A 12,472-nucleotide genomic window follows, 5' to 3' on the forward strand; every position below is an offset into this window, starting at 1 on the left:
GCTCTCCAGGGGTTAAATGAGCTTATCCGAACTGGCTACAAGCTCTTCGGAGAGTCCTACCGGAGGCTTTTTCCAGACTTCATGGATGACCCATAGATAGCGCAGAATCAGCAGCACACCCGATATGCCAATAGGCAGATAAAACCACGCCATTGGCAGGCGGAGTGCCGCCGTCAATTGGCCGCGATCCAGCGTACTGAAATAGAGCACAAAGCCGTAATAGGTCATAAAGAGTGCGAACACGATACCGATCAGTGCGGCGATCATGTGCAGCCAGCGGTTCACAGCGGGCGAGGCAATGGCATTCAGTACATCCACCGAAATATGCGTCCCATGGCGTACCCCCATACTGGCACCCACAAAACTCATACAGATAATGGAGTAAATAACGACTTCTTCAGCCCAAAATAGCGAACCGCTAAAGCCGTAGCGATACACGACTTGGATGGTAGTGAGGATGGTCGCAATCGACATGAAAACGACCATCGCCACACTTTCCAAGCGATCAAGACATTTGTTGAGCGCTTCGAACATGAGATATCCACACCCTAAAAGGGGTAAGAAGAGAGGAGTCGGGTCTTAGCCGACCCGTTGGATCAATACTCGATACCCACAGCGTCATATACCTTATGCAGCAACTCCGTGGTGACGATATCTTCATACTCTTCGTGCACCGGCATGCTGGCTTCAATAAAGGCGTCGCGCTGCTCTGGGGTGAGTTCGTTGATCGCTATTTCGTCTTTGATCTCTTCCATGATGGTCTCTTCGTCCTGCAGCGTTAGCGCACGGGACGTATCTCGACCGTTATCGAAGGCTTCCAGCATGACCGCTTGCAGGTCTTCCGGCAGCGAGTCCCAGGAATCCTGGTTCATAACCGCCGCATAGGCGTGGTAAGCGTGATTGGTCAGCGAAAGATAATCCTGCACCTCATGGAAACGCATGGTGTAGATGTTAGCCAATGGGTTTTCCTGCCCCGACACCACGCCCTGCTGCAGGCCGTTGTACACCTCGGTGAAAGCCATTGCGGTGGCGTTAGCGCCCAGGTTTTCATAGGTGGAGATGATGATCGGCGCCTGCATGGTACGCATGCGGATATTCTCCATATCCTCGGGGGTTTCGATCGGGCGGTCATTGTTGGTGATATGGCGGAAACCCGCTCCCCAGAAATTGACGCCAACCATGTTATGGCCACTCAGGGTGTCGAGTATTTCGCGGCCCACTTCACCATCCAGGGTTTCCACCATGGTGTCGTAATCGGCAATCAAGAACGGCAGATCCAAAATCTGCATGCGCGGCTCAAAGTTGCCCAGGGTCGCCGTGGGCGGGATACCGATATCGACCAGCCCCATCTGAATCTGCTCAATGATTTCAACGTCACCCCCCACCTGAGCGGCTGGCAGAACATTAATTTCGATACGACCGTCGGACTTCTCCTCTACCTCCTCTTTAAAGCGCAGCGCCGCCTGGCCGTTCGGCGTCTCTTCAATCAACACGTGGGCGAAGCTGAAGGTATAGTCGGCCGCATGGAGTTGCGCCGCACTGAGAGAAGCGACAGCAATAGCCGCAGAGAGGGTGGCTTTTGTCAGCGTTAGTTTCATGTCCAGCACCTTATTTAGTTATGGTGAATTGCTTTTTAGTTTCCTGTTACTGCAGTTGAGCAAGGTTAAAAGGCCGCTCACGCCATCAAGCGTTCCATCGCATCCCCCAATGCTTCGCGTGGGGTTTTACTCAGCAGCAAGGCAAGGGCAAGCCTTGCCTTGCGTGCACTGATATCGTTGAGCGCGATCACCCCTGCCGAGACTAAATCGGCCAGACTGCCGCTAAACTCATAACTGGTGTTCACCGGCCCTTGAGCGCAGCTACTCACGACCGCGACAGGGATACCTGCGCCAACCAATGCGCGTATTTCGTTCATCCAGCTAGGCGGCACATGGCCCCGGCCTAAACCATCGATCACCACCCCCTTCGCCCCACTCTCCACGCAGGCGTTCAGCAGTGCTGGCGAGGCATCCAGATAGGCGGGCAGTAGATCGACTCGCGGCAACGGAACCTCCCAGCCTTCAATCGGAGGCTCAATCGCGGTTGCCGGGTGATAAAGCTTGAGCCGTTGCCCATCGATATACCCCAGCGCTCCAGCGCCGGGGGCATCAAATCCATGCAGCTGGAAACTGCTCACCTTGCGGGCATGGCGCGCCGCAAACAGCGACTCGTTGAACACCACGACACAGCCCAGCCGATTCAGTTGGGGGTTGGCTGCCGCCACGATGGCATCGCAAATATTTTTAAAGGCGTCGGTACCTAACTGATGAGGCGCCCGCTGGGAACCGGTGATGACGCAGGGTTTATCCGCTGGCAGCGTGAGCGATAGAAAGTAAGCGGTCTCTTCCAAGGTATCGGTACCGTGGGTGATCACCAGACCATCCACATCCGCCCGCGACAATGCTCTCCGCCCTTGGCAATGGAGTTCAGCAAGATCGGTGAGGGTGACGGCATTACTGGGCTTCTGCAGGATCGACATCACCTCTAACGTGACGTCGACACCCTGCGGCAGCGGCACCTGCTCCAGCAGCTGCTCGCCGCTTAACCTTCCTGACTGGCTACGCCCTGAATCACTGGGCTTGCTGGCAATCGTGCCGCCCGTGGTCAATACCACAATGTGCTTTTTGGTCATTCAGGTTCTCACGTTTTATATCTTTCTGAACAAACAACAGACATCAGATGTCTGAATTCAGACTAGACTAAAGAACAAGACATTAGCAAGACAGTCATATAAAACAATGGAAGATAAGAATATTCATTTTAAATATATGCAATCGACTGCCCTAAGCCGCTAGGCTTGGGCACTGATAAAATGCAGGAAACACCGATGAGCCACGCGAGGCCCACATGAGTTTTAAACGCCAGCCCGAGATTAACTCGACCAGTACAACCTCTTTTGGGGATTCGATGGATCGCAGTTCCGTTGCACTGCAGCTGCTAGAGCGTATTAAAAGCGCTCTTATACGAGGCGATCTCAAACCTGGGGATTACCTGCCCTCGGAAACGGAGCTCACTCACACCCTGGGCATTGGTAAATCCAGCGTGCGTGAAGCCATTAAGATGCTGCAAGCGATAGGAATCGTTGAGGTCAAACGAGGCCAAGGCACTATGATTCGCCGCGAACCCGGCACGCCGCTCGTCGACCCGATGGCGTTCGGTATGATCCTGGCGCGGGGCATGACACGGGACGTATTGGAATTCCGTCTTATGTTTGAACCAGCGTATACCCTTCAAGCCATGCATAGCGCTACAGCAGACGATCACCAACGCATTCAGCAGAGTATCGACGCCATGGAAGAAGCCATCCGCGCAGGTGCTCAAACCTCCAAGCACGATATTGCCTTCCATCGCGCCATTCTGCACAGCACCCATAACCCCATGACCATCCGCGTCGGGGAAACCTTACTGCAACTGATCGAAGCCGCACTGGAAACCTCCATGCGATCACTCCCGGAAACCGCCTTGAAGGATCACAAAGCGATCTATGCTGCCTTCAAAGCAGGCGACACCGCCGGTATTCATGCAGCAATAGCCGTTAGCAGTGAAAGCTGGGAAACCAACCTTACCTATGAAGGCAACAGCGAATTGAGTGCGGCACCGCGTTAGCATAATTGGCAGCTTCTTTAGATGGCTGATGACGTGGGCTCAACTCACCCGAAAAGCCTCCACCACCCGCTCGGCCAATACCTCGCTGGCATCGCCACTGCCTGGACGCCTCACCAGTGCCACTTGGTAATCGCCTAGTGGGGGCAACGATTCGTTGTGGAGGCGCTTGAGCGGCGGGCGAATCAAGCTTTTAGGGAAAGCCGTTACGGCCAAATCGGCCAGCATGGCGGCCTCCTGCCCGGCACAGTGGTCGCAGGAGTAAGCAATCCGGTAATTAACCCCGGCATGATCAAGGGCGTTCAGCGCGATCCTACGCCATGCACACCCCTGCTGGGCCAAGGTCACCGGCAGAGGCGTTCGCTGAACGGCAACGCCATCCTCACGACCCGCCCACACTAACGGTTCGCTATGGACAATGTCGCCGCGCGTTGCCTGACCAGGCTCTACGCTCATCACCAGCGCCAGATCCAGCTCTCCCTCATCCAGCTGGGCAAGCAAATCTTTGCTGCGCCCCACTACTACATCGACCTGCACTGCTGGATGCGAGCGGGCGAACTGGGCGAGCACAGTGGGCAGAATACGTCCTACGACGTCGTCAGTTATCCCCAACCCCACGCGCCCTTCTATGGTGGGGGCTAAAAATTGGGTAACGGCTTCCGCATTGAGTTTAAGCAGTCGCCGTCCATAGCCAAGCAGCACTTCCCCCTCTGCCGTCAGTCGCACGTGGCGTGCTTCGCGTACAAATAGCGTCTGTCCCAGCGTCTCTTCCAGGCGTTTGATCTGCATGCTCAGCGCGGAAGGGGTCCGAAACAGTTGCTGGGCAGCGCGAGTAAAGCTGCCACTTTCCGCAATCGTGACAAAGCTGCGCAGCACTTCACTGTCCAGTAACGGCAAGACAGCCCGGCTGCTCACCACATTCGTTAGCTGATTCATCACAGCACCTTTCAGAAAAACTTAAGGCATAGTGTAGTTCTTTTCGTTTGATTGATCCAAGGCAAAGTACCAAGCTGATAACCAGAGGTCGCGACCCTCCCACTTATTCATCACAGATCAAAGCTGCCCAGTTAGCGCCCTGGCGCCATTGACTGTACAGCCGCTGTGACAATGGAGGTGCGCAATGAAGTATCAAGAGCTTACCCAACACGCCCATACCGCCTGGGAAAAAGCTAGCCAATTGGCGCCGCCGCCCAAGCCGCCACAACTGCAGTTTTACATGCCGGCCATGCCGTCGACGCGGCTAATTCGTGCGCTGGATATGGGCTGGTGGCACTGTCGGCGGCGATGGCTTTTCCGCCGTCATATAGTGCCGCTGCTGGCCTACGATGACCATGTACTGCGAGATATTGGCCACAGCCGAGAAGATATTCTCTGGGCCAGCCAGCTCCCACTAAAGGTCGATGCCCTTCACGCATTAGAAGGCCAGCAGAAAAAGCGGCAATTTCAGCAGGCCTGAATCAAAAAAGCTTCGAACCTGTGGGAGGTTCGAAGCTTTAATGCGGCGTCTTCTAGCGGCAGCGCTTTGCACTCAGTGAGTGATTTTAAACCCCTATTGGCCCGCCATCGCGTTTCTGAATAACAACGGTCGATGCCCGGGGGCGCACTTGACCACTGGCGGCAATCGTGGCGTCTTGCACCAGCGCGCTAGCATCGGCTGGCCAATTGCCCGGGTGCTGAATGTTAATAAACAGCGCGGTTTTATCCGGCGTGGCAAAAATACCCGTCACTTCACAGCCGTTCGGCCCTACCGCAAAGCGCTTGAGCTGCTGCTGGTTACTGCTGTTAATCACCGGGCCAGTACCCTGAATGTCGTCGAGCCCGTTAGGTACCACGGCAAGCAGCTGATCGTTGGTGTATTCGGTCACCCCATCATAACCGTTATCGGTCTGGATCCAGAGGATGCCCTGACCGTCGCCGCGATCGTCGAACCAGAGTCCATCGGGGCTGGCGAACTGATTCATTTCTGTCAGACCAGAGTGGTTATCCGCATCGTCAGCGGCCGCGCCAAACACAAACACCTCCCAAGTAAAGGCATTGGGCAACCGGCTTTCACGCCAGCGGATGATGTGTCCCGCTTCATTATTAGCACGTGGATTGGCCGCGTTGGTCGGTGCCAGATCGTAACCAATGCCGTGCTGTTCTAGGCGCTCACCGTCATTGGTATACGTCGGCGAGGAGCCCTCGGCGGTACGTTGGCTATTATTGGTCAGCGTCAGATAGACATCGCCTGATGTGGGATCCACAGAGGCCCACTCAGGACGATCCATCGGCGTGGCGCCCAACAAATCGGCTGCGTCGCAGGTATTGATGATGATACCTGCCGCATCGCCGTCGGCCAGCCCCAACGCCGCTGCCAGTGTACGACCGTCACGCGTTTGGGCACTTGGCGTTAGCGGCAGCCATTCACCGCTACCGTCGGCGTGGAAGCGAGCAACATAAAGGGTACCGTTATCCAAATATTTGTTGCCAATGGCAAGACGATCGTACTCCTCACCGGGACGGTTGGCATCGGCAGGGTCCCAAGCAGCATCGGAGACGTACTTATACACGTACTCGTTGCGGGAATCGTGGCCCGAGTAGTAAACCACTGGCTGACCGGCTTCCAGCTTGCCTAACCAGCACCCTTCATGGCGGAAACGGCCAAGCGCTGTCCGCTTGACTGCTCGCGCTTCGCTATAGGGGTCAACCTCCACCTGATAACCAAACGTGCGTGCCTCGTTGCGATAATCATCCTCCGCCCGCTCGCCACGCGGGGTGATATCAAAGCGCGCGAACTCATCCTTCTCCTCGGAGGTATCGCCTGCGGATGTGTCCCAACCGTAGCGGCTCTTGTCAGTGGGAATACCGATGCGGGCGTCATCCTGAAAGCGCTCGCCACGATTAACAAAAATATCAGGCCAGTTCTCTTCACAGGCAATATAGGTACCCCAAGGGGTTACCCCATTACCGCAATTATTGTTCGTACCACGGGTTTGCAGACCTGTCGGAGAGAACTGTGTCTTGACGTAGTCACTGCCTGCCACGGGCCCAGCCAGCTCCATCACCGTTGCACTAGTCAGGCGACGGTTATAACGGGATCCTGGCACATGCGCCCATTGGCCGTTGGCGTCTTTTTCGATTTCGACAAGCGTGACACCGTGAGCATTGATCTCGGTGCGCGACTCATCCGCGGGTCGCTTGCCCTCTTCGGCATTGGTAGGGCCGCCCTGAGGCGCCCAAAGGGCGGCCTGATCAATATATTCATTGTTGAGGGCCAGCACGAAACGACGCGACGCGTTGTCGGCATCCAAGGCAAAACCGGCCATGCCGTCATGGTGCATGCCCACACTTTCTGCCTGTCGTTCAGCCGTCATGGCCTGATCGGCCTGCCACGCATCGCCTGTACTCAATGGCGTGCCCCAAGGCACTAATACCTGGGCCACATAGCCTTCCGGCACCACGATCGCGTCGGTATGGGAACCGCGTACCGCTTCAAAGGCGAGCGACAGGGGTGTCTTCTGCGCGCCACTTGAAGCCAGCGCCTGGGCAGCACCACCAAAACTGAGCATGGAAGCCGCCGCCACTCCTAAACCACCACGCATTACATCACGCCGAGAGACATGCCGCGCCAATACCTCAGCAAAAGGCTGGTTGCTGCTGTTATTAAACAGACGATGATCTTCGATCTCTTTACTCATGGTGGTCTCTCCCTGATCGTTTGTAAGCCAACGATTTAACTTGCAGAAGACACTAATTAAGTGAAATGACAGGATAATGACGAGTTGGCTTCATTTAGATGAAGAGTGTCAGCCCGCGTGGCAAAGCCGTGATATAAAACCATACTTATCCACACGTAATGCGTTGCGCTGGGTAACAGCGGGCCAATCGGGAGCAAGGATGAGACTGATCAGCATCATATGGGTGGCGTTGGCGGCTATTAGTTTCAGCCTGGGGCTGGTAGGTATTTTTTTACCGCTAATGCCCACCACTGTTTTTATGCTCATCGCTATTTATTGTGCATCTAAAGGATCGACGCGGTTTGAGCAATGGATTCGCTCGCGCCACTATGTTGGTCCACTACTGCTAACCTGGGAAAAAGAGCGCGCCATACCCCGGCGCGCTAAATTAACGGCCGTTGGTATGATCGCGGCTAGCGCGCTGATTGTTGTCTGGTCACTCGGCCAAGGCTGGCTAAGCTGGGGGGTGGTTGCTTTCCTAATAATGATCGCTTTGTGGCTAGCTACCCGTCCTGAGCCCTCCTCTTTGCCTTGACACCGTTTAGGAAGTATCACTTCTAAAACTCAGCTAGCAAACCACTAAATCGGCACCTTATGGGTCGAGACCACCTCACGCAGACCCATAAACGAGCGGATCTGACGCACGCCGGGCAGGTAAAGCAGTTGTTCGGCGTGCAGCCTGTTAAAGCTTTGGCTGTCTCGCGTGCGCACCAACATAAAGTAATCAAACTCTCCGGTGACCACGTGGCACTCCATGCAGCCTGACACCTTCTGTGCCGCCTCTTCAAAGGCAGCGAAGGATTCCGGCGTCGAACGATCCAGCACCACGCCAATCAACACCACCATACCCGCCTGTAGCTGCTCCGGGTCTAGATGCGCCACCACCCGGCTGATTACCCCATCCCGCTTGAGCTTTTCCACCCTGCGTAAGCACGCCGCCGGGCTCAAGTTAACCTGTTCTGCCAGTGCCACATTGGAGAGCGTGGCATCGTCCTGAAGCAGTTTAAGGATACGCCGATCTGTTCGGTCTAGTTCAGCGGCCTGATCATCAGACTCAGGGCGTGAACGGGAGGTTTTTGAGCGCACTATTATTTACCTTATTCATCTATAAACACCATTTAATCCCATATAAAACATGTTTTATCAATTTTTATTGCTTTAAAACAGCCAACTTTGCAACACAAAAATCATAGCTAACACTTACTATAAATAGCAGAGAGCACGCCAATTGTTCACAACAACCTTAGCCGCCCTATATCGCAACTAATGTTTTAAAGCTGGAGATTGCTATGAACCTCGAACGCTTCCCACGTTACCCGCTCACCTTTGGCCCTTCTCCTATCACACCTCTCAAACGTTTAAGCGAACATTTAGGCGGTGAAGTCGAGCTTTACGCCAAGCGCGAAGACTGCAACAGCGGCTTAGCCTTTGGCGGCAACAAAACGCGCAAGTTGGAGTACTTGATTCCTGAAGCATTGGAGCAGGGCTGCGATACGCTGGTATCTATTGGCGGTATCCAATCCAACCAGACCCGCCAGGTAGCCGCGGTGGCCGCTCACCTGGGTATGCAGTGCGTACTGGTGCAAGAGAACTGGGTGAACTACTCCGATGCAGTCTATGACCGCGTGGGTAATATTGAGATGTCCCGCATCATGGGCGCCGATGTGCGCTTGGATGACGCGGGGTTCGATATCGGCATTCGCCCCAGCTGGGAGCAGGCGATGGAGGATGTTCGCCAGCGCGGCGGGAAGCCCTTTCCGATTCCGGCGGGTTGTTCCGAACACCCTTACGGCGGCTTAGGCTTCGTGGGCTTTGCCGAAGAGGTGCGACAGCAGGAGAAAGAACTGGGCTTCACATTTGACTATATCGTAGTGTGCTCGGTCACCGGCAGCACCCAGGCGGGCATGGTGGTGGGGTTTGCCGCCGATGGCCGTGCCCAGCGAGTGATTGGCATTGACGCCTCCGCCAAGCCTGAGCAAACCCGTGAACAGATCCTGCGCATCGCGCGCAATACGGCCGAGCTGGTGGAATTGGAAGGCGGTATTAGCGATGACGATGTTATTTTGGATACTCGTTACGGCGGCCCCGAGTACGGCCTGCCCAACGAAGGCACACTAGAAGCCATTCGCCTCTGCGCCCGTCTGGAAGGCGTACTCACCGACCCCGTCTACGAAGGCAAATCCATGCACGGCATGATCGACATGGTGCGCAACGGTGAATTTCCCGCGGGTTCCAAGGTGCTCTACGCCCACCTGGGCGGCGTACCCGCGTTAAATGCCTATAGTTTCCTATTTCGCAATGGATAAGGCGTAAAATACCTTCCTCAAACCGTCTGATCCAGTGCCCCAATAAACCTGATCAGACGGTTACTGCTGTACAAATAGAGCACACCCTTTAGTCTTGGCGTATAAGATGTTCACTCATGAGGATACGCCATGTCTTCAACACTTCCCGCGCACATTACCGTTGACGATCTTGCCCAATACCCAGCGCCGCTACCCGAGGTTGAGGTACATGGGCTCGATAGGGGTTGGTACATCGTTCGCCTATATCAGGGTAACGCTATCAGCGTGCTTACCGACCAGAACGGCGAGACGCAACGCTTTACCGGTACGCAGTGGATTGGCCGCACGCTGGCGCCGCTGGGTTTCACCCACGGCACACTCACCTGGGCCGACGCTGATGACGAGATGATTGGCACAGACATAGCGCCCGTTTCTGCCCAGCAACGCATGGCCTATGGTGTTCGCGTGGCGTTCAACCATACCTGTCTATAACATTCATAAAGCGAGCCGCCAGGAGTTTGCACTTCTTTAACACTTAGCTTCCAACAAGGACGGACTCTATGCGCGATGATGAAAAATACACCAATTCCGAAGAGCAACTACTCTACCTTCAAAATCTGCTAGATGACCCAGACACAACGGCACTAAAAGCGTATTTCTCTGAACTCGATATTTTAGACATTGCGCGAACACTAGAGTCCTTCCCGGCCAAAACGCGAGATTTCCTTTGGGAGTATGTTCCCGACGATTTAATCGGCGAGGTTCTCGCCGAAGTTGACGAAGACATCCGTGCTGACTACATCGAAGACTTATCGGCCAGCGATGTAGAGGAAATTGTTAAAGGCTTGGATGCTCAAGAAGTTGCTGAAGTTTTAGATGTTGCTGATGAAGCCATAAAAACCAGCGTCTACGCCAGCTTAGAGCAAGAGATCCGTGCCCAGGTTGAGAATCTTCACGCCTATGAAGATGACGTGGTTGGCCGTTACATGGATCCCGAGACAGTCAATGTAAAACAGGGCGTGTCGTTAGAGGCCGTGCAGCGCTATATTCGCATCCACCATCTGCTCGACGATGAGTCGCAGCAGATCATGATTACGGATAAAGACAAACGCTTACTCGGCACCTTGACCCTGATTGATTTAATAAAGCAACCACAAGATGCGGTGGTTGATGATTATATGGATGACTTTTTCACCCTAAATGATCAAATGAAAGTCAGCGATGCAGCGGCTTTACTGCGCTCTAAAGAGCTGCACTTTGTGCCAGTGTGCGATAGCGATGGGTTATTGGTCGGCCAGCTAAACGCCGCCGACGTACTTGAAATCACCCAAGACGACGCTGACATGACGCTAAAGCATATGTCCGGCGTCAGTAACGAAGAAGAAGTCTTCACGCCCGTTTTACGCAGCGCAAAAAGCCGTGGCATTTGGCTGGGTATTAATCTGTTAACGGCTTTTTTAGCGGCTTTCGTTATTGGCCAATTCGAAGCGGCATTGGATCAAATTGTAGCCCTGGCCATTTTGATGCCGGTGGTGGCGAGCATGGGGGGTATTGCCGGCAGTCAAACCCTCACTGTCGTCATACGCGGTTTGGCGTTGGGCCAGCTCGCTGGTAACAACGTCCGCTGGCTATATAACAAAGAGATGTGGGTGGGGATGAGTAACGGCTTGGTTTGGGCATTAGTGGTCGGTTTGATTTCCCATCTCTGGTTTGGCGACGCCATGATTACAGTGGTGATCACCCTGGCCATCTTTATCAATATGAGCCTCGCCAACTTATCCGGCGTACTCATCCCCATGGTGTTGAAAAAGCTCCAGATCGACCCTGCGTTATCCGGCGCGGTGATTTTAACCACCGTTACCGATGTGGTTGGCTTTTTATCCTTCTTAGGACTCGCGACGCTGATTATTTTGTGATCAAGGCCATTCAATCATGCGAGCGGCGGCGTCACTCTATCCGTCCGCTAACATTTATCTAATGTTATGATTACGAGCCCCGCTAACGCGGGGCTTTTTTTGTGGTTCATTTTTATGAATATCCTGAGGCGTCCATGCTCCCCGACTATACCGTGATCGCTTGGCTGTTAATCATGTTTTCTGTTTACCTGACCGGGGTTTCAAAAGGCGGTTTTGCGGGTGGTTTCGGCACGCTTTCGGTCCCGTTGATGGCGCTGGCGATTAGCCCCACTCAAGCGGCCGGCCTACTGCTACCACTACTGTTGGTAATGGACGTATTTGCGGTGAGGGCGTGGTGGGGTAAGCAATCAAACGCTGAAGTATGGCGATTTGTGCCAGGTTTATTCATCGGTGTGGCGGTAGGCACACTGCTGTTTGGCAGTTTGAGTGAGCAAGGCGTGCGCCTAGCATTGGGGATTCTATCCGTCGTGTTTGCTGCTTATATGCTGCTAAAACCTGTCGCTAAAAAACCGATTTCCAGCCGGTGGGCACTGCCAGCGGCCAGCGTTTGCGGATTTACCAGCTTTATTGCCCATGCGGGCGCGCCACCGATGAACATGTATTTGATGCCGCGCAAGCTCACTAAAGAGACATTTATTGCCACCTGCACGATCACTTACGCGGTAGTCAACACCATCAAACTGGGCCCCTATGTGTGGCTTGGCGAAGTCAATATGACCAGCGCTTGGGCGTCTCTACTGTTAGTACCCGTGGCCTGGATCGGCGTGCGTAACGGCCTCTGGCTGCAAAGCCGGGTCAATGAAAAGCTGTTTTACCGCCTAGTGATCCTAGCCATGTTCTTGGTGGGGATTAACTTGGTATGGCAGGCGCTTTAACCTAAGGGCTCTAATCTAGAGAATCTCACCTAGAGAGT

The 12,472-nt window shown here is 54.3% G+C and carries 13 protein-coding genes; 7 read left to right on the forward strand and 6 right to left on the reverse strand.

What is annotated here, in order from left to right; genetic code table 11:
• Positions 1-12 precede the first annotated feature (12 nt).
• From AC5TBW_RS17350 to AC5TBW_RS17360, 3 genes are all read right to left on the reverse strand, one after another.
• Positions 13-534: a TRAP transporter small permease gene (locus AC5TBW_RS17350; RefSeq protein WP_495509759.1), complete on the reverse strand. Its 522-nt coding sequence runs from the start codon at positions 532-534 to the stop codon at positions 13-15.
• A 62-nt stretch (positions 535-596) separates the two neighbouring features.
• Positions 597-1,598 (reverse strand): TRAP transporter substrate-binding protein, encoded by a 1,002-nt coding sequence (locus AC5TBW_RS17355; RefSeq protein ID WP_495509760.1) that lies wholly within the window; start codon positions 1,596-1,598, stop codon positions 597-599.
• A 77-nt stretch (positions 1,599-1,675) separates the two neighbouring features.
• The gene (locus AC5TBW_RS17360) at positions 1,676-2,671 is read right to left on the reverse strand and encodes an asparaginase (RefSeq protein WP_495509761.1); all 996 of its coding nucleotides are present in this window, start codon (positions 2,669-2,671) and stop codon (positions 1,676-1,678) included.
• A gap of 215 nt (positions 2,672-2,886) precedes the next feature.
• On the opposite strand from AC5TBW_RS17360, the gene AC5TBW_RS17365 reads away from it, so the two are divergent.
• Positions 2,887-3,645: a FadR/GntR family transcriptional regulator gene (locus AC5TBW_RS17365; RefSeq protein WP_495509762.1), complete on the forward strand. Its 759-nt coding sequence runs from the start codon at positions 2,887-2,889 to the stop codon at positions 3,643-3,645.
• 39 nt (positions 3,646-3,684) lie between these two features.
• On the opposite strand, the gene AC5TBW_RS17370 is transcribed toward AC5TBW_RS17365, so the two are convergent.
• Positions 3,685-4,578: a LysR substrate-binding domain-containing protein gene (locus AC5TBW_RS17370; RefSeq protein WP_495509763.1), complete on the reverse strand. Its 894-nt coding sequence runs from the start codon at positions 4,576-4,578 to the stop codon at positions 3,685-3,687.
• Positions 4,579-4,762: 184 nt separating this feature from the next.
• Between AC5TBW_RS17370 and AC5TBW_RS17375 the strand changes: the two genes are divergently transcribed.
• Complete coding sequence (locus AC5TBW_RS17375; RefSeq protein WP_495509764.1) at positions 4,763-5,098, forward strand: hypothetical protein; 336 nt, start codon at positions 4,763-4,765, stop codon at positions 5,096-5,098.
• 85 nt (positions 5,099-5,183) lie between these two features.
• Here AC5TBW_RS17375 and AC5TBW_RS17380 read toward each other — a convergent pair whose 3' ends face one another.
• Complete coding sequence (locus tag AC5TBW_RS17380) at positions 5,184-7,319, reverse strand: PhoX family protein (protein ID WP_495509765.1); 2,136 nt, start codon at positions 7,317-7,319, stop codon at positions 5,184-5,186.
• Positions 7,320-7,518: 199 nt separating this feature from the next.
• Between AC5TBW_RS17380 and AC5TBW_RS17385 the strand changes: the two genes are divergently transcribed.
• On the forward strand, positions 7,519-7,893 hold the full coding sequence (locus AC5TBW_RS17385; protein WP_495509766.1) for a YbaN family protein: 375 nt from the start codon (positions 7,519-7,521) through the stop codon (positions 7,891-7,893).
• A gap of 44 nt (positions 7,894-7,937) precedes the next feature.
• Here the strand turns inward: AC5TBW_RS17385 and AC5TBW_RS17390 are convergent, their stop codons facing one another.
• Entirely contained in the window at positions 7,938-8,444 is a 507-nt protein-coding gene (locus AC5TBW_RS17390; protein ID WP_495509767.1) for an Lrp/AsnC family transcriptional regulator, read from the reverse strand.
• A 203-nt stretch (positions 8,445-8,647) separates the two neighbouring features.
• On the opposite strand from AC5TBW_RS17390, the gene AC5TBW_RS17395 reads away from it, so the two are divergent.
• From AC5TBW_RS17395 to AC5TBW_RS17410, 4 genes are all read left to right on the forward strand, one after another.
• A complete protein-coding gene (locus AC5TBW_RS17395; protein ID WP_335596164.1) occupies positions 8,648-9,664 on the forward strand; it encodes a 1-aminocyclopropane-1-carboxylate deaminase in 1,017 nt (338 codons plus the stop codon).
• 129 nt (positions 9,665-9,793) lie between these two features.
• A complete protein-coding gene (locus AC5TBW_RS17400; RefSeq protein ID WP_495509768.1) occupies positions 9,794-10,135 on the forward strand; it encodes a DUF6482 family protein in 342 nt (113 codons plus the stop codon).
• Positions 10,136-10,203: 68 nt separating this feature from the next.
• Positions 10,204-11,559 carry a magnesium transporter gene (gene mgtE, locus AC5TBW_RS17405; RefSeq protein WP_495509769.1) on the forward strand — a complete coding sequence of 452 codons (1,356 nt, stop codon included), beginning with the start codon at positions 10,204-10,206 and terminating at the stop codon, positions 11,557-11,559.
• 134 nt (positions 11,560-11,693) lie between these two features.
• A complete protein-coding gene (locus AC5TBW_RS17410; protein ID WP_495509770.1) occupies positions 11,694-12,434 on the forward strand; it encodes a sulfite exporter TauE/SafE family protein in 741 nt (246 codons plus the stop codon).
• The last annotated feature ends 38 nt before the right edge of the window (positions 12,435-12,472 follow it).

Source organism: Vreelandella sp. ssv, from assembly GCF_059448525.1.